This window comes from Frankia sp. AgB1.9 (assembly GCF_016786355.1).
Lineage (GTDB): Bacteria > Actinomycetota > Actinomycetes > Frankiales > Frankiaceae > Pseudofrankia.
In genome coordinates, this window is record NZ_JADWYX010000017.1 from 22,547 (window position 1) to 48,553 (window position 26,007).

Sequence of the window (26,007 nt, forward strand, 5' to 3'; positions counted from 1 at the left end):
GTTCCGGTCTGGAGAGGGCTGGAGGAGATATGACTACTCAGTTTTCCGACGACGACTCGGTTGGCTCGATAGCTGACCAGTTGAAGGGGATGGTTGCGTATGGAGCCACCCTAAGCAAGATCTCCTCCATGCCGGGGCTTCTGAGGCTCACGGGCATGCCTGAGTCGTGCAGTCCGCAGGCAAAGGCGGTGGAGGCCCTCGGACTTATCCGAGCTGCCCTCGGCCGCCTGGAAGGTACTTACGGCATCCATAGACGCCCTGAGTCCTTCACTGCGGACCAGGTACGCCAGGCCCTCGTGTGGCTTCTGGTGCTCAACCGGCGGGCCGGTGGCCTCTCGGCTGGCAACCGTAGACACAAGGCCCTTGAGGCCCTGGGGACGCGGGGGCTGACCGTAGACACGTTCAGGCGGCCAGGGATGTATGAGTACTCCCTGATGCTGATCTTGGCACGTGAGCTGCTGGAAGGCCGGGCGGTGGCCATGGCGGCGTGACAGAGTGTACGGGGCAGTGACTTATAGTCACTGCCCCGTACCCATGTTGATGTATCTTCTGCGACCCGCGGTTCCGGGCGATGCTCGGCGCCGACCCGGCCGAGGCGGCGCAGGCGGCGGTACTGCAGTGGGCCACGACCTTCGGGCACGCCGTCACCTGGGATGACCTGGCCTGGCTGCGCTCGCTCACCGACCTGCCGCTGATCCTCAAGGGCATCCAGCATCCGGACGACGCCCGCCGGGCCCGCGACGCCGGCGCCGACGGGATCTACTGCTCGAACCACGGCGGGCGGCAGGCCAACGGCGGATTGCCCGCCCTCCAGTGCCTGCCGGGCGCGGTCGAGGCGGCGGGTGATCTGCCCGTGCTGTTCGACTCGGGCGTGCGGTCCGGTGCCGACGTCGTGAAGGCGCTCGCCCTCGGCGCGTCGGCGGTTGGGATCGGCCGTCCCTACGCCTACGGCCTGGCGCTCGGCGGTGTCGACGGCATCATCCACGTCCTGCGCACGCTGCTGGCCGAGGCCGACCTGATCATGGCGGTGGACGGCTACCCCACCCTCGCCGACCTGACCCCCGACGCACTGCGCCGCGTCGCCCTTCCGTAGCCGGGCCACGAGCCCCAAACATGATCGCTATTTTGGCCCTCAAGTGGTTACGAGAAGACCCGATTCACGACCGCGTGAGGGCGAAAACGGCGATCACTCCGCCGGCCGATCTTCGCGGGCGCGGCGCCAGGTCAGAAGTAGGGCCCGGACATCGGCCGCATCAGATGGTTCATCGCCTGTCGACGAAACTGTCGGTCGAACTCCGCCTCGTCCTCGGCCGCCGACGGCCAGAAGTAACCAAACCTGTCGACGCAGATTTTGGCGTGCGGGCGCCGGGCGCCGGCCAGGAAGAACGGCCAGGTCACCGCCCACATCACGGCAGAGGCCAGCAACGACCCGAGAAAGAAGGAGCCGAAGCCGCGGACGGACAGAGTCAGCAGCAGCGCCGTGCTGAACCACGAGGTGAACCACAGCATCAGTGCGTTCGCGACGACGGCGTAGGCCGCGGCCGGCGGAATCGTCACCCCCAACGGGACTCCGTAGAACGAGTACATGATGTTGATCTTCGCGAACAGCCAGCCCAACAGCGCGAACGTCAGGATCTCCCGCCACCAGGCGCCGGGCGCCAGTTCCGCCCCGCCGACGGCCAGAGTGACGAGCCACAGGGCGCCGGCGCAGCAGAGCACCACGCCGGCATGGCGCAACGAGGAAGAGGCCTGTCGCGGTCTGAAGAGCGTCCAGGCGACCGGCCGGAGCGTGGTCACGGTCGCGTAGGTCACGATCGCCACCACGACGAGCGTCCAGAAGTCCACGATGCGCAGCGGCAACCCGGCCTTTCGGCAAAGCCGTTCCGCCACCCACAGTTGCGGCAGGTACAACATGGCCGCCGCCGAGACGAGACCGAGCGGCGTCAGGACCAGCACCCAGGCGCCCCCACCCCGGCCCTGACGGGAGAGCGTGGTGGCACGCCGGCTGACAAGCCACTCCAGACTGGCTGGCACCCTGATCGCGAGCCAGCAGACGGCGCCGGCTAACAGCAGGGCGAGCGCCTGGCGACCTGCGGGGCCGTCCAGCCGAACACCGTCCACCAGCCTGGCGGATACCAGCACTCCGGCTCCGGCCAGGGCCAGCTGGACGGCGTCGTCAACTGCGTGCAGGAGCACACGCCGAATAGGGAACATGCCGCGACATATATCACCATCTTATGGCGCAGAAGAACGTTTTGGGGCTTTATTTAACGTTCGTGTGCATTCTCCAGATCGGGCGGGGCGGGCTAGGGAACGAGCGTTTCGCCATGGACGGTCACGGCGCGACCAACCCATTCCTCGGTGGTCATCGCGGTTACCACGTCCGACGCGGTGCTGGAGGCCACGGAGCGGGTCCCGCCGGCAAGGGTGACGACGGCGCACGCCCGTACCGGCCGCCCCTTCTCGCAGACCACGGTGAAGCCGGCCACCCGACCGGTGCCCGCACGGACGTCCTCGACGAGCGCGAGCGGCGTCTGGGCGGCTCGGACCTCGGCGGAGACGTCCTCGGCGCGGAAGCCGCCCGGCGGCGGGGCGGTGCTCCACAGCAGGCCGCCCTGCTTGGTGACCATGCCCGAGACACAGGTGACCAGCCCGTGGGCGCCCGGCTCGGCGGCCCGCAGCAGTTCGGCCATCTTCACCGTCGACTGGAAGGCGTAGTTGTTCAGCGGCCCGCCGGCGAAGGTCATGCCACCGGTGACGGTGAGGTCGGCCCGGCCGGCGAGGCCGAGCTCGCGCAGCTGCAGGCGGACCGCGGCCGGGAAACAGCTGTAGAGGTCGACGAGGTCGGCGTCGGCCGGCGCGACCCCGGTGACCTCCGTGAGCCGGCGGCCGACGGCGGCGAACCCGGGCGAGCGGGCCAGGTCGGGCCGCGCCGAGACCGGCGTCATGACGTTGGACTCGGCGGCCGCCACCGGGAAGACCCACCGGTCACGCGGCACCCCGAGCCGCAGGGCGGTCCGCGCCGAGCACAGCAGCAACGCCGCTCCCTGGTCGACCCCGGCCCGGGAGCAGTGCGAACGGGTGTAGGGCCAGGACATCATCGGGTTGCGTTCCGAAGCGGCGAGATCCGCCGGGGTGACCGGATTGCGCGCCCAGGCGTCCTCGTTGCCGGCGGCGACCCGGGAGAAGCCGGCCCACAGCTCGGCGACCTCGGCGGCGTGCGCGGCGAGGCCGAGGCCGCCCGCCGCCCGCAGCGCTGACTCCAGCACCGCGTACTGCCAGACCGGCAGGTACAGGCCGCGCCGCACCTCCAGCCGGTGCAGGATGTCGTCGCTCGGGACCAGGACCTCGTCTGGGCCGGCGTTGTCAGGACCAGGGTCGCCCCCCTCACCCCGACCCTCGACACCGAGCCGGCCCGCGGTCAGCCGGACCCCGCCGGCGCTGTGCGCCGCCTCGGCCCCGAGCACCAGCACGACCTCGGCCCGGCCGGCCGCGACATCCAGACAGCCCCGCGTCACGAGGGTCTGCTGCAGCACGCCGAGCTCGGCGACGACGGAATGGACCTTCGCCGCGCCGAACCGCGTGGCGATCTGACGGCCCGGGTTCGGGTCGTTCCAGGAGCCACGGGCGACGTACACCCGGTCGACGTGACCGAGCAGGCCCGGCACGCCCGCGTCGAGTGCCGCGGCCTCCGCGGCGGCCGCCATCAGTTCGATCGCGTCGGGCAGCCGGGCCGCGGCGGCGGCACCGACGAGAACGGGCGTGTCCGGCGGGACGCTCACGCGACCGGAGGCGCCGAAGCGGCGGTCTGTTTGGCCCAGGCGAGGTCGGCCTTCCCGGACGGCGTGCGCCGGACGGCGTCGACCAGCCGCAGGACCCGCGGCACCTTGTAACCGGCGACGTGGGCGCGGCAGTGGGTCTGCAGCTCGGCGAGCGTGGGCGTCCTGCCCGGCCGCGGCGCGACGACCGCGGCCACGGTCTCACCCCAGCGCTCGTGCGGCACACCGACGACAATCACGTCGTACACGTCCGGATGGCTCTTGAGCGCACTCTCGACCTCCTCGGGGAAAATCTTCTCCCCACCAGAGTTGATTGTGGCCGAGCCCCGGCCGAGCAACGTGATGCCGCCGTCGGCCTCCAGGCGGGCGAAGTCGCCGGGAACCGAGTAGCGCCGCCCGTCCGGGCCGACGCGGAACACCTGGGCGGACCGCACCGGGTCGCCCAGGTAGCCGATCGGGATGTTGCCCCGGCGGGCCAGCCGACCGATCTCGCCGACCGGCAGCGGCCGGAGGTTCTCGTCGACGACCAGCGCGTCGTCGATCGCCTTCACCCGGACGCCCTTCTCGGCGGCCACCTGGCCCTTCGCCGCGATGCTCACCCCGTGCGAGCCGGCCTCCGAGGCGCCGACCCCGTCCGTGATGATCACCCCGAGGCGTTCCATGAACGCCTCCTTGAGCACCGGCGAGAACAGCGCGGCACTCGACGACAGCGCGTACAGCGACGACAGGTCCAGCCCGGCGCGCTGGACGTCGTCCAGGGTGTCCAGCAGCGGCCGGGCCATCGCGTCCCCGGTGATCATGACCATGTTGACGCGCTCCGCCTCGACCAGCCGCCAGACCTCCACCGGGTCGAACGCGTCGACGAGGACCGTGCGCTGGCCCTTGCTCAGCCCGGTGTTCAGGCACCACTGGGTCGCTCCGTGCATGAGCGGCGCGATCGGCAGCGAGGTCAGGACCCCGGAGGCGCCCTTCTCGGTCAGCTCCCCCGGCTCGCGCGCCCGCTCCCCCGTCATCAGGTCGATACCGCCGCCGAGCGCGAAGATGACGTCCTCCTGCCGCCACAGCACGCCCTTGGGCAGCCCGGTCGTCCCGCCGGTGTAGAGCAGGTAGTGGTCGTCGCCGGAGCGGGGCTCGAAGTCCCGGTCGGGCCGGGACGCCGCGAGGGCGTCCTCGTAGCGGACCGCGCCGAGCGCCTCGGCGTCGGCCGCGGCGGGGTCGGTGCCGTCCTCCACGACGACGAGGTGGCGCAGGCTGGCGACCTTCGGCGCGACCTCGGCGACCCGGTCGGTGAACTGGCGCTGGAAGACCAGGGCGACAGGCGAGGCGTTGTCGAGCAGGTAGGCGAGCTCCTCGGCGACGTACCGGAAGTTCACGTTCACGCAGACCGCGCGGATCTTGTAGATCGCGACCATCGCCTCGACCCACTCGGCGACGTTGTAGGCGTAGATGGCGACATGCGCGCCGGGCGTCACCCCGGCGCCGCGTAAGTGGTGCGCCATCCGGTTCGCGCGTTCCTCCAGCTGGGGAAACGTGCGCCGGGCCGGGCCGGCGACGAGGGCGTCCCGGTCGGGAAAACGGTCGGCCGCGTGCTCGAAGAGGTCGGCGAGGTTGAATTCCATGGCTGCGCCTTCTCCGTCGTCGGTCAGCGTCCGGTGAAGCGGGGTATCTGCTTTTCGGCGAAGGCGCGCGGGCCGATCTTCGCGTCGTCCGAGAGGTAGACCCGCATGCCGATCTCGGACTCGATCCGGAAGGCCTCGTCCTCCGGCAGCGACTCGGTCTCGCGCAGGGTCCGCAGCACGGCCTGCACCGCGACCGGGCCGTTCGAGGCGATCACGTCGGCGATTTCCCGCGCCCTTGCGAGGGCGGTGCCGTCGGGGACCACGTAGTTGACCAGGCCGATCTCCTTGGCCTCGGCGGCGCCGAGGTGCCGGCCCGTCAGCAGCAGGTCGGCGGCGACCGCGTAGGGAACCTGGCGCCGCAGCTTCACCGCGGACCCGCCCAGCGGGAACAGCCCCCAGCGCACCTCGGAGACGCCGAACCGGGCCGACTCCCCCGCCACCCGGATATCGGTTCCCTGCAGAATCTCGGTGCCGCCCGCGATCGCCGGCCCCTCGACCGCCGCGATCAGCGGTTTGGTCAGCGTGAAGCCCTTCAGGACCCATTTCATGACGGACATGTCCATCGCGAGCCTGGTCCCGTCACCGCCGCCGGTAAATGCCTCACCGGGCGGCCGTCGCGACATCTGTTTCAGGTCGGCGCCGGCGCAGAAGGCGCCCCCGGCTCCCGTCAGGATCGCCACCCGGATCTCCGGGTCGGCGTTGACCTCGTCCCACGCCTTCTCCAGAATGCCGATCATCTCGGGAGTGACGGCATTGCGGACGTGCGGCCGGTTGAGCGTGACGGTCAGGACGTGCCCGTCCCGCTCGACGAGGGCAGGCGGCTGGGACTCGGTCACGAGCACTCCTGTCGACGAGTCGTCGGAACCCGAGCCGGAACCCGAGCCGGAACCCGAGGGCGGGGCCGTCACCGCGGCGGCCGGGGCAGGCCGAGTCCAAGCATCGCGATCATGTCGCGCTGGATCTCGTTCGTGCCGCCACCGAAGGTGAGCATCAGGATCTGCCGGTAGGCCCGCTCCAGCCGGCCGGCGAGCACCGCGCCCGGCGAGTCCCGGCCTTCGCCGGGGCCGGGTCGGGTCAGGTAGGCGTCGTCGTCCAGGCACTCCATCAGCAGCCGGTAGGCCTCGACGGCGAACTCGGTGCCGAAGATCTTCGTCGCGCTGGCCTGGGCCGGGCCGAGCCGCGCGCCGTGGTCGACGCCCCAGGCGATCTTCCAGTTGATCAGCTTGAGGAACTCGACCTTGGCGTGCACGGTCCCGAGGTTGGCCCGCACCAGCGGCCGATCGATGATCCGGCCGCCCTCCGGGGCCGGCGTCTCCTGCGCCCACCGGCGGGTCCACAGCAGCAGCTGCTGGATGCCGGCCGCCGAGCACAGCGCGACCCGCTCGTGGTTGAGCTGGCCAGTGATCAGCTTCCAGCCGCCGTTGACCTCGCCGACCAGCGCCTCGGCCGGGACGTGGACGTCGGTGTAGAAGGTCTGGCTGGTGATCCCGCCGGAGATCGTCGGGACCGGCGTCCAGGAGAAGCCCGGCGCGTCGGTCGGCACGCAGAACACCGACAGCCCGCGGTGGCGGGCCTGAGACTGGTCGGTGCGGACAGCGAGCCAGACGTAGTCGGCGACCTGGATGACCGAGGTCCACATCTTCTGACCGTTGATCACCCAGCCGTCGCCGTCCCGGTCGGCCCTGGTCCGCAGGCTCGCCAGGTCGGTCCCGGCGCCGGGCTCGGAGTAGCCGATCGAGAAGTGCAGCTCGCCGGCGAGGATCTTCGGCAGGAAGAAGTCCTTCTGGTCCTGGGTGCCGTACTCCATGATCGTCGGCCCGACGCTGTTCATCGTCAGCAACGGGATCGGAACGCCCGCGAGCGTCGCCTCGTCGCCGAAGACCAGCTGTTCGAGCATGGTCCGGCTCTGGCCGCCGTACTCGGCCGGCCAGCCGATCCCCAGCCAGCCGTCCTTGCCCATCTGGCGGATCACCCGGCAGTAGGCGCCGTCCTTGCCCAGCAGCGTCGACTCGCCGGTGGCGAGCTCGGCGCCGAGCTCCGGCGTGACCAGCTGGGCGAAGTAGTCCCGCAGCTCCTGGCGCAGCTGCTCCTGCTCCTGGCTGTAGGCGACGCGCATGGGCTCTCCCGTCGGCCGGCCCGGTCCCGTCGGCGGGTGGCGCCGCGACGCGGTCGACGCGGCGGAAACCACCTGATGGGCCGTCAGATTGTGCTGCCCGATGCTAGCGCGTGCGCTAGAACAAGTTCTAGCTTTGCAGTGCACCGCTGTCGACCGAGGAGCGTCCGCCATGGATTTCGCATACACCGAGGAACAGCGGGAACTGGCCGCCCTGGCGGGCCAGATCCTCGACCGGATGGTCACCCCCGAGCGGCTCACCGCGATCGAGGCCGACGTGCTCGCCGGCCACGGAGACGGCTTCGACCGGGAGCTGTGGGCCGAGCTCGCGAAGGCGAACCTGCTCGGCGTGGGCGTGCCGGAGGAGTTCGGCGGCCTCGGCTACGGCGTGTTCGAGGAGTGCCTCGTGCTGGAGGCGGCGGGCCGGGTGCTCGCGCCGGTGCCGCTGTGGGCGTCGGCGACGGCCGCCGCCGGCGCGATCGCCGCCCACGGCACGCCCGCGCAGCGCCAGACCTGGCTGCCGGCCATCGTCAGCGGCGAGAAGACCGTCACCGTCGCGCTCGCCGAACCGCGCGGCTCCGACGCGGCCACCCCCGCCACGACGGCCACCGGGACGCCCACGGGCTGGCGGCTGGACGGCGTGAAGACCGCGGTGCCGTTCGCGACCGTCGCCGACGCGTTCCTCGTCCCGGCCCGGACCGAGCACGGTGTCGCGGTTTTCCTGGTCGACCCGGCCGCCGCAGGGGTGAGCGTCGAGCGTCAGCTCACCACGGCGCGCGAGGTCGTCGGGCTGCTCACGCTCGACGGCGTTCTCGTCGACGAGGGCGCGCTGCTCGGCGGGCCCGGCGGCGCCACCGGCTCGGAGGTCGCCGCCGGCTCGGAGGTCGCCGTCGCGCTGCGCGACCGGGCGACGATCGGGCTGTGCGCGCTCCAGCTCGGCGTCACGGACCGGGCGATGCGCGCGGCCGCCGACTACACCACCAACCGGGTCCAGTTCGGCCGCCCGATCGGATCGTTCCAGGCCGTCGGCCACCGGCTGGCCGACTGCTTCATCGACGTCGAGGCGATCCGGCTGACCCTGTGGCAGGCGGCCTGGCGGTTCGCCGAAGGGCAGGACGCGACGGAGGCCGTCGCCACCGCCAAGTTCTGGGCCGCCGACGGAGGCCACCGGGTCGCCAGCGCCGTCGTCCACGTCCACGGCGGCATGGGCATCGCCGAGGAGTACTTCGTCCACCGCTACTTCCTGCACGCCAAGCGGCTCGAGTTCACCCTCGGCAACGCCGCCGAACAGGCCCGCCGCCTCGGCACCCTCCTCGCCGACACCCTGGCCCCGGCCCACGCCTGAACGGAACCCACGCCGCCCGCCGGCTGCCCTGGCAGGCCGTCCATTCCCGGTTTTCGTGCTCCCGGTGAACAAAACGTGACCCGGAGCGGGAAGGCACGGATGACAATGGGCCAGACGGCCGTTCGTTCTCGCCAGAGAGGCGGAAGACGTGCGCGACTGTACGGGGGCGAGCAGAAGAAAGCCGACGTCTCGCGAGTGCGGCCCAAATGTTCGTGGCCGCGGCGTCTTCACCCGGCCGGCCCCGGAGCCGGCCGGGAGGTCGGGCATTCGCGACCTCGACCACCGGCTCGGCGCATGACGTGGGGCACCTGCTGCTGCACAGTGCCGAGGTCCTGCCACTGGTCGGCCTCAGCGTCGCGGGTCTGCTGAACGGCGTCTTCCAGGCCCTCCTGTGGTTACGCAGACGGGCCGTCACCAGGGGGGACCGGAGTCGGCTGGGCGAACGTGAGTACGCGCTGTGGCGGCGCCTCGCCCAGCAGTCCGGGCATCCCATCGGGAAGGAAAGCCTGACCGCGGCGATCCGACGGACGAGGCAGGATCTCGCGGCCGCCATGGTCGAGGGGCTGTCGAAGGAGATCCAGGCGAGGCTCGACCGGCCCGCGTCGGGTGCCGTCGGCTTCGCCTGCCGTGAACTGCTGGAGTCGCCGGATCTCCTGCTGGAGACGGCGTTCGTCAGCCAGGACGCCGGCATCACGGTGCCGGCTCAAGGCCCCCTGCCGCCGACGGAGCCGTCCGGCCGCAAGGGCTTCCTGGTCGTCGGGCGGCCCGGAACGGGCAAGTCCGTGCTGTGCCGTGGCCTCGAGTCCGCCTGGCTCGCCGACGCCGACCCGACCAGGTGGCTGGTGACACTGGACGCGGTCGACTTCATCGCTGGCGCGTACCCATCGCCGTCGAGAGTAGGAGGGCGCGAGTGGCTGGTCGACATCCTGCAAAGAAGGGTCCTGGGCTCCTCGCTCTCGGTTTTCGAGCGACGCGTGCTGGATGATGCCCTCGACTCCACCCTGACGCTGGTCATCGACGGCCTCGACGAGATCGTCGGCCTGCTGGGCGCCGCGGACACCGACCGTTTCCTCGCCTCCTGGACCTTCTCCAAGGCCGAGGTCGTGACGGTTCGCAGCTCCTACTACGAGTCGGTTCTGCGGGGCAGCACCAGCGTGGACCGGCGACTCCACACCGTTTTCTCCCGGGCTCCCGACGAGTCCTGGATTCTGCGGTACATAGACGTCCTGTCCAACCGGCTGCTCGGCCCGGCCGACGCCGCGGCCCACGCCCAGACCGTCAAGGAGCTCTGGACCCGCGAGCCTGCGATCCGAGCCCTCGCCAGCAACCCGTTGCTGCTCACCATGCTGGTCTGGACCCACGGCTACGAAGGCGCCGACGGGGCCATCGACAGGTCCAGCGTGTACCGCCAGTTCGTCCGGCAGAGCCTGGAGCGGGAGGTCAGGGCCGGGCGCAACGCGGTGCCGTCGGAAATCCTGATCTCCGTCCTGTGCGAGCTGGCGTGGCTGAGGTTCCGAGGCTCGGCCGGCCTGGCGGGCAGGGGCACGCTCCAGCTGGCCGCGGCCCTCGCCGGGGTGCCGGAGGCCGGGCGGCGCGAGGTGGTCGACGCGCTGGAGACCTGCCCCCTGCTGACCTTGCGGGCGCGGCCGGCGGCGCTGGACGGGGAATACGACGCGGGCTTTTACCACAAGTCGTTCGAAGAATATTTCGTCGCCCGCTGGGTCGAGGACTGGATCCAGGGGACGACCGAGCGCGGCAGCGACTTCTTCGAGCAGATCGACGGCCCCGAGGTCGCCTTCTTCGTCAAGGAGTCGGTCTACCGTCTGGCGCACAATCCACCGCTGCGGCGCTTCGCCGCCCAACGACTGAAGGGGCTGCTGGAGAAGGCGCTCGCCGACCGCGGCCAGTCGACGGACGAGCGGTCTGCCCGGATCAGCAGCTTCGCCGCTGGGCGGATCGCCTACTACCTGGGCGCGATCGGGGATGAACCCAGCCGTGCCTGGCTCGAACGGCTGGTCTCCGAGCAGACCGACTTCTGGGTCCGTCGGTCCGGCGCGATCGGGCTGGCCTTCGGCGGCGCCCCGGCCTGCGTCAACGCGTTCATCGACGAGATGCGCGTCGGGATGGAGTCGGGGAACCTCGCGATGGCGCGCAAGAACATCGCGGTAGAGCTCGGTTTCTACGGCGACCAGGAGTTGGACCCGCTGGATCCCTCGGCCGACCGGGGCGGCGAGAGCTGCCGTCGCCTGGTGAGCCGGACGATCGCGGAACTGGGCATGGACGTCGAGGCCGCGAACTGGCGGATGATCCTGTTCGACCTCAACTACCTCGCCCGGCACCGAGAGGCCTCCGCCTCGTCGTTCGTGGCCGAGATCCGGCCGCATCGCGACGAACTCATGCGAGCGCTGCGGACGCTACGGGCCGATCCGCGCAAGGCCTGCCATCCCGAGATCTCGGAGCTCGAAGAAAGCCTTCTCGCCATCGGAGTCGGCTAGGGGCGTAGTCACGGCGTACGGCGATCGCCCCGGTGACGGACGTGTTTCGGTTACTTCGAGACGGGTCGGTGCCGGGTGGAACGCGGTTACGCTGGTCGAGTGACCTTGGCGGCGACGACCACAGCCGGCCCGGCCGCGCAGAACGACGCGGCCACGCGGCCGCGCCCGGACGGCGGGATTCCCGTCATCGACCTCGGGCCGTTCCTGGCCGGAGCGGACCCGGCGCCGGTGGTCGAGCGGATCGCCCGGGTCTGCACGTCGGTGAGCTTTCTGCAGGTCGTCGGGCATGGCATCGCGCCCGAGGCGTTCGACGCGGTCTACCGGGCGAACGACGCGCTGCTCGCGCTGCCCGACGTCGAGAAGGCCCGGCTCGGCTCCCCCGACGGTCACCCATGGCGCGGCCTGTCCACGATGCGTTCGCCGGACGGGGCACCGCTCGTGCACCGATTCCAGGTGTGCAACTACGAGGACGCGGCGACGGCGCTCGCCGCCGGGGTTCCGGCCCGGTATGGCGACTATTTCGCGCGGAACGTCTGGCCGGAGCAGGTCGAGGGCCTGCGGGCGTCCGTCCTGCGCTGCCTCGCCGAGATGAAGCGGGTCGGCGACGCGCTGATGGAGCTGTTCGCCAAGGCACTCGGGCTGCCGTCGGGGCATTTCGCGCCGATGCTCACCCATCCGGTGTCGGACCTGGCCGTGAACACCTACCCGGCGCAGCCCGCGCGTGACTCGACGGAGCCGTCGCTGACGTTCCGGGAGCACACCGACTCCGGCATGCTGACCGTGCTGCACCAGCGCGGCGACTACGCCGGCCTGCAGGTCCAGGACCTGGACGGCGCCTGGGTCACCGTACCCATCGACCCGGCCGCGCTGGTCATCAACATCGGCGACCTGATGTCCCGGTGGACCAACGACCGCTGGCCGTCGACCCGCCACCGCGTCGTCGCCGCCGCCGACACCACCTCGACCCGCGCCTCGATCGCCACCTTCCACCTGCCGAACGTCGACACGGTGATCGCCCCGCTGGAACCGTTCGTCGGCCCGGACGGCCCGCACTACGAGCCCGTCACCCCATACGTCTGGGAAGCGATGTTCCTCGCCAAATACCGCCCCCCGGACCCGAGCAGCCCCTGACCGCCTCCGGTCCACCTCGGAGCACACCGCCGAACCTTCACCCATGATCACGACTTCCCCCCGGGTTGGTCGTAGCGGAGCCCTGATCGCGTTACCTTGATCGCCGTCTTGGCCCTGTGGTGGTCGTGATGAGGACGTTCCGACGACCATCTCAGGGCCAAGGCGCGATCATGACCAGCGCGATGCCCGCCGCTGGTCAGGGGATGGAGACCGTGCGCTCGCCGGGCTCTGTGGTGGGCTGGGGGGTCCGGGGCGGCGGTCCGGCAGGCGGCAGGCCGTAAAGCGGTAGGCCAGCGAGCGATGGACTCGCGAGCGGTGGGCTCGCGAGCGGTGGGCTCGCGAGCGGTGGGCTCGAGAGCCGTGGGCTGGAGGGCGTCGGGCCCGGCGGCGGTGGCGGGGTCGGGGTGGCCAGGTGGCGGTGGACGAGGTTGGCCAGGTCCCAGTGGTGCGGGTCGGCGAAGAAGGAGCCGCGGTCGGTGGGGGTGACGGCCAGGTGCAGCTCGGCCACCGGGGCGCGTTCCCAGCCCAGGCAACGGGAGTCGTACAGGGCCAGCTGGGACGGCAGGCCCCAGTTGCTCGTCCGGTCAGCGGGGCGGGCCAGCACGACGGGCAGGTCCGACGGTCCGGGGCGGTAGGCGGCGTAGGCGCGCAACGCTGCGGTGTAGGTACTGATCGAGGCGAGCAGGTAGTCCTCGTAGCGAGCCGGGTCGCGGGCGCCGAGCGCTCGGGCGATGCGGGCGCCCTGCTCGGACAGCGGCACCCCGTGGTCGATGCCGCAACGGCAGGTGCCCTGCCAGAGGCACGGCAGGTGACGCATCCGGGCCAGCTCCCGGATCGCCAGCTGGGGGTTCGGCCGCGGCGGCGGCTGGCCCGGCCGCGGCAGGGCGGTGTCGAACAGGATCACGGGCGCGACCGGCTGGCCGATCCCGCGCAGCAGCCGGCCCAGCTCGTAGGCCAGGATGCCGCCGAAGCCGTAGCCGGCGAGCTGGAACGGCCCGCCCCACGGCTGGACGAGCAGCACGCCGGGCAGGAAGTAGGACGCCATCGCCCGGACGTCGTCCAGCGGTGGGCGGGCCCCGTCACGGCCCGGGAGATCCAGCCCGCGACACGGCATGGTGTCGATCAGCGCGCCGGCCAGGGGCTGTCCCGGATGCGGCGGGCCTTCCAGCCCGCCGACGAAGAACAGCGGCGGACGGCGGTCTCCCCGCCCGCCCAGGTGGGCCCGGCTCATCCGTCCGGCAGCACGTCGTGGGTCGGGGTGTGCCGGACGCCGAAGCTCATCGGGTCAGCCCTCCGGGGCCGGGCAGGGGATGCGGCGCATGTCAGGTCCTTGTCTGCAGGGGTGCCCGAGCGGCGCGCGCCTCCTCGGCGAGGGTGGCGTCGAGGGCGTGGCGGACAAGAGCGATCAGGGCGGACCGGGAGGTGGACCGGCTGCGGGCATCCAGGGTGAGCACGGGATGGTCGATGTCCAGCGCCCCCCGGACGTCCTCGACGGGGTGCACGATCGCGCCCTCGAACTGGTTGACGGCGACGACGAACGGCACCCGCCGGTCCTCGAAGTAGTCGATCGCGGCGAAGCTGTCCGACAGCCGCCGGGTGTCGGCGAGCACGATCGCGCCGACGGCACCGAGCGTCAGCTCGTCCCACATGAACCAGAAACGGTCCTGGCCGGGGGTGCCGAACAGGTAGAGCACGACGTCCTGGTCGGGCAGCGTGATCCGGCCGAAGTCCATCGCCACGGTCGTCGTCGTCTTTCCCGACACCTGGGAGGCGTCGTCGACGCCGAGGGCGGCCGCCGTCATGTGGGCCTCGGTGGTCAGCGGGGGAATCTCGCTGACCGCGCCGACGAAGGTGGTCTTCCCCACCCCGAAGCCCCCGGCGACAATGATCTTCAGAGGGGTGGTCGTGGGCTCCTGGACGCTTTCGGAGCCGAAAGGCGCGGGGCTAGAGCCGCTGAAGTCCATCGAGGACCTTTCGCAACAGGGTGGAGTCGGGGCGCCAGTCGGGGCGCTCGGGCCGGTGGACCGCGACGAGACCGTCGGCGGCCATGTCGGCGACCAGCACCTGCGCGACGCCCAGGGGCAGGTCCAGGTGCGCCGAGATCTCCGCGACCGATTGCAGGTGGCGGCACAGGAAGGCGATGTCACGCTGCTCGGGGGGCATGCCGGGCGGCGGGTTACGCGCGGTGCTGACGCCGCGGCTGGTGGTCGCCACCAGCGCGACCAGCTCCAGCGGCGCGGTGGGCCGGGTCCGCCCGCCGGTGACGGCGTACGGGCGGACGACCGGGCCCGCCTCGTCGTCGGGCAGTTCCTCGTCCCGGGTCACGGTGGCCTCTACGCGTGTGCGCGCATCGGCGGGGAGAGGACCTGCCCGGCACGGGTCACGAGCCGGGCCATCTCGAACGCGATGACCCCCGGATCCGCCGCCGGGCTCGCGGCGACCGCGAGGCAGGAGCCGTCGCCGATCGCGGAGACGAACAGGTAGCCGCTGTCCATCTCGACGATCGTCTGGCGGACGTCACCGCCGTCCATGTACCGCGACGCGCCGAGCGCGAGGGAGCGGAAGCCGGAGGCGACGGCGGCGATGTGGTCGCCGCCCTCCCGGGTCAGCGCGGCCGAGCGGGCCAGCTGCAGCCCGTCGGCGGACAGCGCGACGGCCCAGTGGATGTCGACGATGCGCCGCTCCAGGTCGTTGAGCAGGAAGTCGAGGTTACCGGTGGGTGGCATCGCCGTTCCTTTCGTCGTCGCGGGGCGACCCGGCGGGGAGCCCTTGTTGGAAGCCAGCGCGGAAGGCCGTGACGAGTCGGCGGGCCTTCTCCGGGTCGGAGCCGCCGGCCCTGGGCCGGCTTCCGGCGACACCAACGGGGGCATACCGGCCGCCGCGCAGCTCGGCGTTCAGGCTCTCGCCCCGGCTCCGTCGCGGTAGGTGCCCGACCCGCGGCTCGTCCTCCGGCCAGTCGTCCGGCACCGGCTCCTGCATCGACTCCGGCATCGGGGCGGCGGACCAGGCCACCGGCCGTTCGGGTCGCGGCGGCGCGACAGCGCGGGCCGGCAGCCCGGTCCGGCCCAGCTGCCAGGAGTGGGTGTCCGGGGCAGGGCCGCCGGCACGGGCGTCGTCTCGGTCCGGGTGGCGGACGGGTGGGGGCAGGAAGAAGCTGTCCCGGACCGCGGCCGGGACCAGCGGCCCGGTAGCCCGACGGCGGCCGAGGCCGTCGCCACCGCCGTCGTGGCCGTAGCCGCCGTCGTGGCCGTAGCCGCCGTCGTCGCCGTAGCCGCCGTCGTCGCCGGGGCTGGCAACGTGGCCGTAGTCGTAGCCGGCGTCGTGGCCGTAGTCGCTGTCGTGGGTGTACCGGGCATCGTGGCCGTACCCGGCGAAGTCGACCTCGCTGTCGGGATCAACGTGACCGCCGAGGTCAGCGCGAGGGTCACCGGGCGGCCCAGCGGCGACCGAGACGGCGACCGGCGGCTCGTCGTAGCCGGAGCCGACGACGTCGAGCCGGTCGAACGCATCCATCCGGGCAAGCGCTGCCCGCAGCGGTTCGTCGTCGGGTGGCCCAGCCGGGACGGGGGCGTCGGCCGCGGCGAGCACGCTCGCCGGCAGCGTCGCGACCGCGCAGACCCCGCCGTAGGCGCTGCGGGCCAGGGAGACGTCGATCCCGTGCCGGCGGGCGAGGTTCGCGACCACCCAGAGACCGAGCTTGTCCGCCTCCGACTCGGGGTGGAACGGCGGCGGGTCGGCCAGCCGCTCGTTGAGGCCGGCCATCGTGGCCGGCTCTATGCCGATGCCGCGGTCGGAGATCTCGACGACGATGCCCGCGCCGACCGAGCTGCCGGTCACGACGACCGGGGTCAGCTCGGGGGACATCTGGCAGGCGTTCTCGATGAGCTCGGCGAGCAGGTGGATGACGTCGCCGACCACCGGGCCGGCGATCCTGGTGTCGACGGTCGCGCTGGCCTCCACTCGGGTGTAGGCCTCGACCTCCGCCACGGCGGCCCGCATCGCGTCGATCAGCCTGACCGGCTGGCGGAACACCCGGCTGGGCTGTCCGCCGGACAGCGCGATCTGGCCCTCGACCTCCCGGCGCATCCGGGTGGCCAGGTGGTCGAGGCGGAACAGCCGCTCGAGCATCTCGGGGTCCTGCTGGTCCCGTTCCAGGACGGTGATCAGCCTGAGCTGGCGGTGGATCAGGTTCTGGCTGCGACGAGCCAGGTTGTGCATCGACGAGGACAGCGAGTTCTGCGCGGCCACCTCGGTCGCCGCCAGCACCGCGGCGGCGTAGACGGAGCGCAGCGCCCGGGAGACCTCCCCGATCTCGTCCTCGGTGATCAGGTCGTCCCGTCCGCCCACGTCGTCGGCGTCCACCGGTCGCCGGGCCCGCAGCGCCGCCGTGACCGAGGGCAGCCGCTGCTCGGCGACGGTGACCGCGTCCGCGCGCAGGACCCGCAGCTGCCGCACGAGCCGCCGTGTGATCACCATGGACACGGCGATCGCGAGCACCATGATCGCGGCCGCGCCGCCGCCGACGATCCCGGCGCGCAGCCGGGCGGCCGAGACCAGCGAGCTGCTCTGGTCGGCCAGGCTCACGTTGAGCTGCCCCTCGACGGCCCGCAGCTGGTCGATCTTCGAGTTGACGTTGCCGAGCCAGACGGCGGGCACGACGTCGATGGGTCTGCCGGCCGCGGCCTCGGCCAGGACCTGGTCGCGCAGGGCGGCGACCGGGCCGACGGTCGGACCGACGCGCTGGTCGTAGAGGCGGCGCTGGTCGTCGCTGGCGGCCGCCTCGAACTCGCCCAGCCAGGCCGCCTCGGCGCCGGTCGCGGTCCGGATGCGGCCGACGTTGTCGGGAATCTGGTCGTGCAGGAACAGGGTGAGCGAGACGTAGCCACGCTGTTGCGCGGTCTGCTCGGCCACGGCGCTGATCGCGGCCAGCGCGGTCGCCGTGCGCACGAGTGGCGAGGTCGCGGTGCCGAGGCCGATCTGGGCCGAGGTCACCCCCAGCCACGCGCCGACGATGTCGTTGTAGGCGTCCGAGATGGGGCCGATGGTGGCGGTCCGGGCGTCGACCTGGCCGCGCAGTGTGGGTAGCTGGCCCATCTGGCCCGCGGCGGCGGTCAGGGCGGTCCGCAGCCGCTGGTCGTCGGGTGCGCCGAGCGCGGCGGCCGTGACTTCGCGGTAGGCCACGTCGACCGGGCCACGCGCGGCCGCGGTGTCGCTCTGCATCGCTATGTAGCCGGAGGCGACGAACGACGACGTGGCGTAACGCTCCTGGGCGAGCGCGCGGACCAGCGAGTTCACCTTGACCGTCAGCTGGGCCGCGGTGCGGGTGCGCCCGGCCTCGTGCGCCGCGTGCACCTGGCCGACCACCAGGGCCACGCTCAGCCCGGCCACCGCCAGCAACGGCACGACCAGGGCGGCAGCGAGCCGATATCGGACCGGCCAGCGCTCCATCTTCCAACTCCCGTCCAGCGATCCGCCGTCTTTACGACAAAAGCCGCAAAAAGGACAGAGGCGCGCCGGGTCAGACCAGGGGCACGAGGGGTGGCCCCTTCCGTCAGGGTCAGTCGGGGGGTCGCGGCGGCCGGCACCATCCGCGGGGTTTTCTACGGACGGTGCCGGGTCCGTCCCGGCGCGTCGCAGAAAAGTAGCCCGATCTTGCCCTTCAGGGGAAGGTTTTGGGCGTGGCCAGCTTTAGCCACCTGTCCACATGTGGCCAACCCTCCGAAACCTTGCCGTAACAAAGGCCCGGACGCTGCAGACTCAGGCGGAGGACGTCGCACTCAATGGGCCTATTGGTGGTATTGATCACCCCGGACGGGACCAGATCGGGACAACTCACTCTTCCCTGCGTCACCACGCACGGGGCACGATTCCGCCACCCCTGTGCTACGCCGCCACGTAGCTGACGGACGACGGAAGCCGACGAACGACGCGAAGCACGGACGCCACGTTGACCAACCTCGATTTCCTGGGCCTCACCCCGTTCGGCCAGCAGGTCTACGAACAGGTGGCCTTACACCCGTATGCCGACACAGAGGGCATAGCCGGCTTTCTCGGCGCGGACGTCGCCGCGGTGGCCGCCGAACTGCGCGACCAGGCCAACCGTGGCCAGATCCGCTCCGTCGGTGGCGCCTGGCTGGCCGAGGACCTGACCCAGTGGCTCGACACCGAACACGCCCGTCAACAGGCCGAACAGGCGACGGCCGCGGCCGAACGGGCCCGGCAGCGGTCCCGTCTGCTGCGCAGCCGCCTTCCGGCCGCGCATCGCCAGGGCACCCGCAAGCTGGTCGCCAACGACGGCACCGAGCTCGTCACCCACGGGGAGGTGAGCATCCGGATCGCGGAGCTCGCCGAGCAGGCCACCGACACCCTGCGGTTCATGCTCGCCGGCAACGAGGGATTCGGGCCGAACCCTCATGTCATCCGGGCGTTCGTCGGCGCGGCCAAGCGCGGCGTGCGGCTGACCAGCGTCTGGACACCCGAATGCATCGCCGCCGCGCGCGGAGCGCCGAACGGCCGGCTACCACCGCTGGGCCAGGTGCACGCCAGCCGCGACGTCCCCTACCGCGCGGTCGTCGCCGACGGTCGGGCTGTCCTGGTCCAGCGCGAGCCCGATGATCCGAGCCTGGGTGCCCTCGTCATCACGCACCATCCGACGGTGGCGCTGTACGCCCACCTCATCGACGCGCTGTTCCGGGCTGGACAGCCACTGTCGCCGAACGTGCCCCCGCCGGCGGCCGACACGCTCGACCCGCAGCGTGAGTCCCAGATCCTGCACCTGATCGCGACCGGCGCGACGAACGACCTCATCGGCAAGAACCTCGGCGTCTCGACCCGCACCGTCCAGCGCGAGGTGAGCCGGCTGATGGAGCGCTACCAGGCGCGCAACCGGATCGAGCTGATCACCCTCACGACGGACCTGCCGGCCGAACAGGTCGGCGACGCCGTCGGCCACGAGAGCTGACGCCCTGTCGGCCGCGAGTCCCTTACGGCCGCGGGTCCCTATCGGCCGCGGGTCAGCGAGCGGGTCCGCTGGGCGCGGGCGACGAAGCGGCCGTCCAGGCGGGCGACCCGGATCGGGTGAGCGAAGCAGGCTGAGACGAGGTCCGTGGTCAGGACCTCGTCGATCGGGCCGGCCGCGACGGTCGCGCCCTCGCGCAGCAGGAGGGCATGGGTGGAGCTGGCCGGGATCTCCTCCAGGTGATGGGTGACCAGCACGCTCGCCAGGCCCGGATGCTCGGCGCGCAGGTCGTCGAGGCCGCTGAGCAGCTGTTCACGCGCGGCGACGTCGAGGCCGGTGGTCGGCTCGTCGAGCAGCAGCAGCCGCGGCCGGGGCATCAGCGCGCGGGCGATGAGGGCCCGGCCACGCTCGCCCTGCGAGAGCTCCGGCCAGTGGGCCGAGCGGATCGCGTCGATCCCGAGAAGGTCCAGCAGCTCGTCGGCGTCACGTTCCTGCTCTGCCGTCGGGGTCCAGCGGGGAACCAGTTCGATCGTGCTGGTCGCCCCGGTCAGGACCACCTGGCGGATCGTCAGCGGGGCGAGCAGCGGATGACGCGGGTTGACGTGGCCGATGGAGGCCCGCAACGCGCGGACGTCGACCTTCCCGAGCTGGTGGTCGAGGACACGCACGGTGCCGGACGTCGGGTGGCTGACCGCGCCGAGCAGCCCGAGCAGGGTGCTCTTGCCGGCACCGTTGGGGCCGAGCAGCGTCCAGTGCTCACCCGCGCGCACTGTCAGGTCGACACCGCGCAGCAGGTGACGCCCGCCGCGCACGAGGTCGACCCGGTCCGCTCGCAGCACCTCGGCGGCCGACTCCGGCATCTGCTCGCCCCTCCCGCTCCATGGTTCCCGCCGGCCGACCCTACCCAGCGGGCTGGCGGCCCTCTGGCCGTCAACGCGGCCTCTTAGCGGCTTGTGGTCAGGATCGCGGCGAGCGGTTCGTACTCTGGCCGCATGTATGTGCCCAGGGTGAACAAGGTCGAGGACGAAGCCCTGGTCCGGGGTTTCGTCGCCGAGTGCGGAGCCGCGACGCTCGTGACGGTCGGCCCGGACGGGAGTCCGGACGCGACGCTGCTGCCGGTCCTCTGGAAGTCCGACCAGGTCGTCGGCCACCTGGCCCGCGCCAACGACCACTGGCGCCGGATGCGGGACGACACCCCCGGGCTGGTCGTGGTGACCGGGCCGCAGGCCTACGTGTCGCCGTCCTGGTACCCGAGCAAGGCGCAGGACGGTCGGGTCGTGCCGACCTGGAACTACTCGGCGGCTCAGCTGCGCGGCACGATCACCGTGCACGACGACCCGGACTGGCTGCGCGGCCTCGTCACCCGGCTGACCGAGCGGCACGAGTCCGGACGGGCCGATCCGTGGGCGGTGGGGGATGCGCCCGAGCGGTTCATCGACGGCAACCTCCGGGCCATCGTCGGAGTCTGCCTGCACGTCACGTCCGTCGAGGCGAAGGCCAAATGGAGCCAGAACCGGTCCGACGCCGACCGGGCCGGCGTTCTCGCGGGCCTTACCGACCCGGCCGCCCAGGCCCGGATGAGGTCCGCCTCGCTGTGAGGACCGGTCCAGCGAATCCGCAGGCCGGCGCCGACCCTCGCCGACGCCGATTTCCCTACCAAGTTGGCGATCATCGGCGGCTGTACCCGGCCCACACCACGATGATCGTGGACTGGGTATGGAAACTGTCGGTCTGCGCCTGATTCGCGCCTTTTATCCATACCAGGTTCGCGATCATGGCCGGTCACGCGGCCTGGATCAGCCGAAGATCGCCGTCTTGGTATCGGATTGGGTCCGGCCACCCCGAAGAGATCATGGAGGGCCCGTTCACTCCCGGACGGGCCGCGCGGCCGCCGACCAGAGGGCGGGCGCAGGCGCCCTCTGCTCCGAGAGCAAGTGCTTACTAAGTTCTTGTCACGGCCTCGGGGCGGACCTAGTGTGTCCCGTGCCTCATCCGCCGCGGCCGCAGGCTGGCTGGCCGGCGGGCTGGGGCGGCGGGGCCGCCGAGCGACGTGAGGGGACACATCATGATCGAGGACAAGGTCGTCACCGCGTTGCAGCGGCACTGGGAGGACGGGTTCAACCAGTACGACCTCGACCTGGTGATGGAGCCCGTCGACCGCGACGTGGTGTTCAGCTCGCCGTTCGTCCCGCGGCTGACAGGCGACCCGGAGAAGGTGACCATCGAGGGCTACGACGCCTTCCGGTCCTACATCGACGACTCGATGCGCCGCGTCCCCGACATCCGCTACTCGATCGACGCGTCCTTCGTGAGCACCCAGACGGTTGTCTTCGTCTACACCTGCCGGTTCACCGACGGACAGGTGAAGACCGGCGCCGACTCCATCCGCCTCAACAGGGACGGGAAGATCGTCGAGTGGCGCTGCCACTACTCGTTCGACCCGGAAGCCCTGGACAGCCTCATCCAGGACTGACCACGGGGCTGGCATTCTTGGCCCATGCGCAGCGTGTACGAGGAAGCGGGCGGCGACGAGGGGCTGCGGCGCCTGGCGGATGCCTGGCATCGCCGGGTCATGGCCGATGAGGTCGTGAGCCACGCCTTCAGCCATGGATTCCGCCCTGACCACCTCGAACGGCTCGCCAGCTACTGGGCCGAGGCGCTCGGCGGGCCTACCTCGTACTCCGACCGGTACGGGGACGAGACCCTCGTTGTGCGGCTCCACAGCGGCAACGGCCCGCATGACGAGATGGACCGCCGAGCAATCGACTGCTTCGACGAGGCCCTGGCGGATGCCGGTCTGACCGCCGAGCCGCTCCGCCAGGTTCTGCGCGACTACTTCGCCTGGGCCACCACGACGACGATGAGCCGCTACCACGACTCCGGCGACGACGTCCCCGCCGGCCTGACGATCCCGCGCTGGTCGTGGGCCGGCCTCGTCTAGGACCCGGTACCGCGACCGCCTTGATCGCGGTTTGGGCCCTGGGATGGTCGTGCCGGGCGCGGTTCTACGACCACCCCAGGGCTCAAATGGCGATCATGGAGACCCGGAACCGGGCGAACGTCGCCGGAGACGGCACTGGCCGGCCCGTCGTCAGGGCTTCGCGTCGGACCAGCGGCTGATGACGGCGATGTCGGCGACGAACCGGACCGCGCTGCCGGCTGCCCAGTAGGCGGCGGTCGCGTCGAGAGCCCGGTGGGTGGCGGCGACGGCGGCCTCGGCGGTCGGGACCGGGACCTGGAGCAGCAGCTCGTCGTGCAGGCACAGGACGATCGTGCCGCCCAGCGGGATCAGCGCCTGGCGGACCGTCACGGCCCAGGCCTTGAACAGCTCGGCGGCCGCGCCCTGGACGACGGCGTTGCGGGCGAACCGGCCGTAGGCCGCCGCCGCGCGGCCGATGTCCCCGTCCGCGTCGGCCGGTAGCGCCCGCAGCGGGATCCGCCGGCCGCCGAACGTCCGCAGCGGCGCGGCGGGTGCGGCGCCGAGCGCGGCCGAGCGCCCGGCGGCGTCCGCCGCGTCGAGGTACGCGAGCGCGACGCCATAGGTCTCACGCATCTGGCGCAACGCCTGGCCGGCCGCGCCGGTGGTCTGGCCGTACATCGCGGCGAGGACCGCGACCTTGGCGGTCGGCCGGTCGACCCCGAGCCGGGCGGCGACCGGGGCGTACAGGTCGTCCTGCCGGGTCGCCCTGGTCAGCTCCGGGTCGCCGGAGACGACGGCGAGCACCCTCGGCTCGATCTGGCCCAGGTCGGCGCGCACGAACCGGTGGCCGGGCTCGGCCACGACGGGCGACCCGCATCTCGGCGGGCAGGTTGTGCAGCCCGGCGTCGGCCGTCATGCGGCCGGCCGCGCCGTCGCTGCCGTGCCACCGGCCGCGCAGCCGGCCGTCGGCCCCGACGTGGGTGGCGAGCCACCGATGCCCGTAGGTTGTCGCGATCCGCTCCGCCTTGCGCCAGGCGAGCAGCTCGTCGATGACCGGATGAGCGGCGCTGAGGGCACGCAGCCGGCCGGATCGCGTGTCGGGCACGTCGATCCCGACCGCCGCGAGCGCGGCCCGGACCGACGCCGGGTTACGCAGGTCGACCGATGAGCTCAGCTGGCGCAGGACCGGGGCGTCCCGGGCTCGCCTGGCCGCCGCCTCCCCCGCGTCGCCGACCGGCGGCGGGCCGATGATCTCGGTGATGGTCGCCGTCGCCGTCGGCCGGTCGACCGGCAGGCCGTCGCGTTCCAGCTCACGGGCCAGCACCTCGGCCGCGGACTCGGCGCGTGCCGTCAGCAGCGCCAGCGGCAGCCGCGCGGGCCTCCCCCGTGGGTCCGGCAGCGCGCTCAACGCCTGCTCCTGCGCCGCCATCGTGACCAGCGCGAGCCGCGCGAAGCGGGCCGCCCGCGCCAGCCGGACGTCTGGCCCACCGCCGGCGTCGGCGCCGGCGCCCAACGTCTCGTCGACCCAGCCGAGCCGAAGCTGCCCGTCTGGCCCGACCGGGTCGTCGACGTCGCCCGCGTCGTCCGGCTGCTCGACCATCGCCAGCAGGTCGAGCTGGCCGTCGCCGCGGGCCCGTTGGGGCGGCGGCGGAACCGGCAGGCCGCGGGTGGCCGCCCAGACAGCGCCCGGGTCGTCACGGTGCCCGCCCCGCAGGATCCGGTGCACGGCGGCGAGGTCCCAGCTCAGTGCCGGGCCACGTTGGTCGGACTCGCGCCACCCGCCAGCCAGCGGCGACCCGGCGCCGCGCGCCGACCACCACACCCAGCGCGGGCCGATCGCCCCCTCCACGTCGGTCAGCACCTCCGCCGGATCGCCGTATCCGGCCCAGCCACCCTCTCCGAACGCGAGCGCCACCCCGACACCTGGAACAGCGACCACCGCGACGGCCGTGCCCGGTCCTACGCCCTCCGCCCGCAGCGCGCTCGCAGGGCCACCCGGCAGACCTGGCCGGGCTGGCGAAGCTGCCCTGGCCGGACTGTCTGGCCGGGCTGGCCTGGCCGGCCGGGCCGGATCGTCAGCCGTCCAGGACGAGACCACACGGTCATGGTGCCCCACGCCACCGACATTTCAGGGCCGGCGACCAGCCAGAACGCTCCGGTCGTCCGGGCGCGGCCGTTTCGCGCGCCCCACCGACAGGTTCGGCCTCATTGACAAATAATTTTGTCGGGTCAACCATGGACGCATGCTCGACGTAGCGGTCATCGACAGTCCTGGCGCGGCGGAGGCCTCGCTGGACCCAATGCGGGCGCGGCTTCTGGCCGCGCTCGCGGAGCCGGGGTCGGCGACGAGCCTGGCCGCCAGGACCGGCCTCACCAGGCAGAAGGTGAACTACCACCTGCACGCGCTGGAGCAGCACGGGCTGGTGGAACTGGTCGAGGAGCGCCGCAAGGGGAACTGCACCGAACGGATACTCCAGGCGACCGCGAGTTCGTATGTCATCTCTCCCGCCGCGCTGGCGGACGTCGCCCCGGATCCAGACCGGGCGCGGGATGAGGGCTCGGCCCGCTGGATGCTGGCCCTTGCCGCCCGGCTGATCCACGAGGTGGGGCAGTTGCTCGCCGGCGCCACGGCCGCCCGTAAGCGGCTGGCCACCTTCGCGATCGACAGCGAGATCCGGTTCGCCACCGCGGCGGACCGGGCGGCGTTCGCGGGCGAGCTATCCGACGCGGTCACGGCGCTGGTGGCGAGGTACCACGACGAGACGGCCACCGGCGGCAGGCCGCATCGGCTCGTGATCGCTCTACATCCCAGCCTCAAACCCCCGGACGTCGACACCGCTCCGCCGCGCCATCCAAGCCCGCCCGAGCCCGGTCTCACCGAGGAGAGCTGACATGCCGAACGAGCCGACGAGCAACTTGCCCACCCCGGGCGGGCGCGAGTTCGCGATCGAACGCGAAACAGAGCTGCGGACCACGCCCGAGGACTACTGGGAGGCGGTGACCAACGGCAACGCGGCCTGGCTCTGGCCGATGGAGGCCCCTGAGCCGCGAGTCGGCGGGGCCGCCGCGTTCGGCGGCACCGTGCTGGCCTGGGAGCCGCCACATCACCTGATCATGCGCAGCGAGGGCCCGGAAGGCTGGTTCAACCAGCTTGAGCATCTGATCGAGGCTCGGGACGGTGGCACGACCTGGGTCCGGTACGTGCACAGCGGAGTCTTCGTCGACGACTGGGACAACCAGTACGACGGGGCGGGCAAGCACACCGACTTCTATCTGCACACGCTTGGCCAGTACCTGCGGTGCTACAACGGTCGGCCGGCCAAGTACGTCAGCATCGACGCTCCGGCCTCGTCGGTCACGCCGGACGGCTTCGACGCGCTGCGCCGCGCCGCCGGCCTCGCGGACGCGAAGGTCGGTGACCGGGTTCAGCTGACGATTCCCGGGCTTCCCGCGCTGGACGCGGCCGTCGACTACCTCACTCCACATTTCCTCGGGCTCCATACCGAGGACGCGATGTACCGGGTCTTCGGCCGCAACGCCTTCGGCGCCCCGGTGGCGGTCGCCGTCCATCTCTTCAGCCCGGGCGCGGACGAGCCAACCGTCGACAAGGCCCTGCACGCCTGGCTCGACGGCGTCTACGCCTGACG

At 72.0% G+C, this 26,007-nt stretch carries 20 protein-coding genes and 2 pseudogenes; 10 read left to right on the forward strand and 12 right to left on the reverse strand.

Features of this window, described 5'->3' with window-relative positions; translation table 11 throughout:
- Window positions 1–553: 553 nt before the first annotated feature.
- Window positions 554–1,093, forward strand: a pseudogene (locus I6A60_RS08610) (alpha-hydroxy-acid oxidizing protein); the annotation flags it as partial.
- Window positions 1,094–1,224: 131 nt separating this feature from the next.
- Here the strand turns inward: I6A60_RS08610 and I6A60_RS08615 are convergent.
- The 5 genes from I6A60_RS08615 to I6A60_RS08635 form a co-directional block, all read right to left on the reverse strand.
- Window positions 1,225–2,196, reverse strand: a complete 972-nt coding sequence (locus I6A60_RS08615) for a phage holin family protein (RefSeq protein WP_203012554.1) — start codon at window positions 2,194–2,196, stop codon at window positions 1,225–1,227.
- 110 nt (window positions 2,197–2,306) lie between these two features.
- Window positions 2,307–3,782: an acetyl-CoA acetyltransferase gene (locus I6A60_RS08620; RefSeq protein WP_203012560.1), complete on the reverse strand. Its 1,476-nt coding sequence runs from the start codon at window positions 3,780–3,782 to the stop codon at window positions 2,307–2,309.
- Entirely contained in the window at window positions 3,779–5,398 is a 1,620-nt protein-coding gene (locus I6A60_RS08625) for an acyl-CoA synthetase (RefSeq protein WP_203012562.1), read from the reverse strand. Before I6A60_RS08625 ends, I6A60_RS08620 begins: the two co-directional genes overlap by 4 nt.
- Before the next feature lie 23 nt (window positions 5,399–5,421).
- Window positions 5,422–6,234, reverse strand: coding sequence for a crotonase/enoyl-CoA hydratase family protein (locus I6A60_RS08630; RefSeq protein ID WP_203012564.1), 813 nt, complete (start codon window positions 6,232–6,234; stop codon window positions 5,422–5,424).
- Between the two features lie 68 nt (window positions 6,235–6,302).
- Window positions 6,303–7,514, reverse strand: a complete 1,212-nt coding sequence (locus tag I6A60_RS08635) for an acyl-CoA dehydrogenase family protein (RefSeq protein ID WP_203012571.1) — start codon at window positions 7,512–7,514, stop codon at window positions 6,303–6,305.
- 169 nt (window positions 7,515–7,683) lie between these two features.
- On the opposite strand from I6A60_RS08635, the gene I6A60_RS08640 reads away from it, so the two are divergent.
- From I6A60_RS08640 to I6A60_RS08650, 3 genes are all read left to right on the forward strand, one after another.
- Window positions 7,684–8,856: an acyl-CoA dehydrogenase family protein gene (locus tag I6A60_RS08640; protein ID WP_203012572.1), complete on the forward strand. Its 1,173-nt coding sequence runs from the start codon at window positions 7,684–7,686 to the stop codon at window positions 8,854–8,856.
- 299 nt (window positions 8,857–9,155) lie between these two features.
- Window positions 9,156–11,351: an NACHT domain-containing NTPase gene (locus tag I6A60_RS08645; protein WP_203012573.1), complete on the forward strand. Its 2,196-nt coding sequence runs from the start codon at window positions 9,156–9,158 to the stop codon at window positions 11,349–11,351.
- Between the two features lie 99 nt (window positions 11,352–11,450).
- A complete protein-coding gene (locus I6A60_RS08650) occupies window positions 11,451–12,482 on the forward strand; it encodes an isopenicillin N synthase family oxygenase (RefSeq protein ID WP_203012574.1) in 1,032 nt (343 codons plus the stop codon).
- 196 nt (window positions 12,483–12,678) lie between these two features.
- On the opposite strand, the gene I6A60_RS08655 is transcribed toward I6A60_RS08650, so the two are convergent.
- The 5 genes from I6A60_RS08655 to I6A60_RS08675 all read right to left on the reverse strand — a co-directional run bounded on the left by I6A60_RS08655 (window position 12,679) and on the right by I6A60_RS08675 (window position 17,930).
- The gene (locus I6A60_RS08655; RefSeq protein ID WP_203055589.1) at window positions 12,679–13,713 is read right to left on the reverse strand and encodes a thioesterase domain-containing protein; all 1,035 of its coding nucleotides are present in this window, start codon (window positions 13,711–13,713) and stop codon (window positions 12,679–12,681) included.
- Window positions 13,714–13,804: 91 nt separating this feature from the next.
- Window positions 13,805–14,446: an ATP/GTP-binding protein gene (locus I6A60_RS08660; RefSeq protein WP_203012575.1), complete on the reverse strand. Its 642-nt coding sequence runs from the start codon at window positions 14,444–14,446 to the stop codon at window positions 13,805–13,807.
- Window positions 14,427–14,807, reverse strand: a complete 381-nt coding sequence (locus I6A60_RS08665; RefSeq protein WP_013422547.1) for a DUF742 domain-containing protein — start codon at window positions 14,805–14,807, stop codon at window positions 14,427–14,429. Before I6A60_RS08665 ends, I6A60_RS08660 begins: the two co-directional genes overlap by 20 nt.
- Window positions 14,808–14,815: 8 nt before the next feature.
- Window positions 14,816–15,208 carry a roadblock/LC7 domain-containing protein gene (locus tag I6A60_RS08670; protein ID WP_203012576.1) on the reverse strand — a complete coding sequence of 131 codons (393 nt, stop codon included), beginning with the start codon at window positions 15,206–15,208 and terminating at the stop codon, window positions 14,816–14,818.
- Complete coding sequence (locus tag I6A60_RS08675; RefSeq protein ID WP_203012577.1) at window positions 15,192–17,930, reverse strand: sensor histidine kinase; 2,739 nt, start codon at window positions 17,928–17,930, stop codon at window positions 15,192–15,194. Before I6A60_RS08675 ends, I6A60_RS08670 begins: the two co-directional genes overlap by 17 nt.
- Before the next feature lie 499 nt (window positions 17,931–18,429).
- On the opposite strand from I6A60_RS08675, the gene I6A60_RS08680 reads away from it, so the two are divergent.
- The gene (locus tag I6A60_RS08680; RefSeq protein ID WP_203012579.1) at window positions 18,430–19,443 is read left to right on the forward strand and encodes a LuxR C-terminal-related transcriptional regulator; all 1,014 of its coding nucleotides are present in this window, start codon (window positions 18,430–18,432) and stop codon (window positions 19,441–19,443) included.
- 38 nt (window positions 19,444–19,481) lie between these two features.
- Here the strand turns inward: I6A60_RS08680 and I6A60_RS08685 are convergent, their stop codons facing one another.
- Window positions 19,482–20,300: an ABC transporter ATP-binding protein gene (locus I6A60_RS08685; protein WP_203012582.1), complete on the reverse strand. Its 819-nt coding sequence runs from the start codon at window positions 20,298–20,300 to the stop codon at window positions 19,482–19,484.
- 132 nt (window positions 20,301–20,432) lie between these two features.
- Here I6A60_RS08685 and I6A60_RS08690 point away from each other — a divergent pair, with 132 nt between their 5' ends.
- From I6A60_RS08690 to I6A60_RS08700, 3 genes are all read left to right on the forward strand, one after another.
- The gene (locus tag I6A60_RS08690) at window positions 20,433–21,038 is read left to right on the forward strand and encodes an FMN-binding negative transcriptional regulator (protein ID WP_203012584.1); all 606 of its coding nucleotides are present in this window, start codon (window positions 20,433–20,435) and stop codon (window positions 21,036–21,038) included.
- Window positions 21,039–21,505: 467 nt separating this feature from the next.
- The gene (locus tag I6A60_RS08695; RefSeq protein WP_013422542.1) at window positions 21,506–21,913 is read left to right on the forward strand and encodes a nuclear transport factor 2 family protein; all 408 of its coding nucleotides are present in this window, start codon (window positions 21,506–21,508) and stop codon (window positions 21,911–21,913) included.
- A 24-nt stretch (window positions 21,914–21,937) separates the two neighbouring features.
- Window positions 21,938–22,381, forward strand: coding sequence for a group II truncated hemoglobin (locus I6A60_RS08700; protein WP_203012586.1), 444 nt, complete (start codon window positions 21,938–21,940; stop codon window positions 22,379–22,381).
- 150 nt (window positions 22,382–22,531) lie between these two features.
- Here I6A60_RS08700 and I6A60_RS43945 read toward each other — a convergent pair.
- A pseudogene (locus tag I6A60_RS43945) lies at window positions 22,532–24,299 on the reverse strand (DNA polymerase).
- Window positions 24,300–24,603: 304 nt separating this feature from the next.
- On the opposite strand from I6A60_RS43945, the gene I6A60_RS08710 reads away from it, so the two are divergent.
- Both I6A60_RS08710 and I6A60_RS08715 read left to right on the forward strand, forming a co-directional pair.
- Complete coding sequence (locus tag I6A60_RS08710; RefSeq protein WP_203012588.1) at window positions 24,604–25,251, forward strand: helix-turn-helix domain-containing protein; 648 nt, start codon at window positions 24,604–24,606, stop codon at window positions 25,249–25,251.
- Between the two features lies 1 nt (window position 25,252).
- Complete coding sequence (locus I6A60_RS08715) at window positions 25,253–26,005, forward strand: SRPBCC domain-containing protein (protein WP_203012589.1); 753 nt, start codon at window positions 25,253–25,255, stop codon at window positions 26,003–26,005.
- Window positions 26,006–26,007 lie beyond the last annotated feature (2 nt).

Excerpts from the sequence above, each read along its gene's own strand:
- I6A60_RS08675 (WP_203012577.1), bottom strand. The coding sequence starts at position 17,930 with ATGGAGCGCTGGCCGGTCCGATATCGGCTCGCTGCCGCCCTGGTCGTG.
- I6A60_RS08635 (WP_203012571.1), bottom strand. The coding sequence starts at position 7,514 with ATGCGCGTCGCCTACAGCCAGGAGCAGGAGCAGCTGCGCCAGGAGCTG.
- I6A60_RS08710 (WP_203012588.1), top strand. The coding sequence starts at position 24,604 with ATGCTCGACGTAGCGGTCATCGACAGTCCTGGCGCGGCGGAGGCCTCG.
- I6A60_RS08655 (WP_203055589.1), bottom strand. The coding sequence starts at position 13,713 with ATGAGCCGGGCCCACCTGGGCGGGCGGGGAGACCGCCGTCCGCCGCTG.
- I6A60_RS08625 (WP_203012562.1), bottom strand. The coding sequence starts at position 5,398 with ATGGAATTCAACCTCGCCGACCTCTTCGAGCACGCGGCCGACCGTTTT.
- I6A60_RS08685 (WP_203012582.1), bottom strand. The coding sequence starts at position 20,300 with ATGCCGGAGTCGGCCGCCGAGGTGCTGCGAGCGGACCGGGTCGACCTC.
- I6A60_RS08690 (WP_203012584.1), top strand. The coding sequence starts at position 20,433 with ATGTATGTGCCCAGGGTGAACAAGGTCGAGGACGAAGCCCTGGTCCGG.
- I6A60_RS08695 (WP_013422542.1), top strand. The coding sequence starts at position 21,506 with ATGATCGAGGACAAGGTCGTCACCGCGTTGCAGCGGCACTGGGAGGAC.
- I6A60_RS08660 (WP_203012575.1), bottom strand. The coding sequence starts at position 14,446 with ATGGACTTCAGCGGCTCTAGCCCCGCGCCTTTCGGCTCCGAAAGCGTC.
- I6A60_RS08640 (WP_203012572.1), top strand. The coding sequence starts at position 7,684 with ATGGATTTCGCATACACCGAGGAACAGCGGGAACTGGCCGCCCTGGCG.
- I6A60_RS08715 (WP_203012589.1), top strand. The coding sequence starts at position 25,253 with ATGCCGAACGAGCCGACGAGCAACTTGCCCACCCCGGGCGGGCGCGAG.
- I6A60_RS08670 (WP_203012576.1), bottom strand. The coding sequence starts at position 15,208 with ATGCCACCCACCGGTAACCTCGACTTCCTGCTCAACGACCTGGAGCGG.
- I6A60_RS08700 (WP_203012586.1), top strand. The coding sequence starts at position 21,938 with ATGCGCAGCGTGTACGAGGAAGCGGGCGGCGACGAGGGGCTGCGGCGC.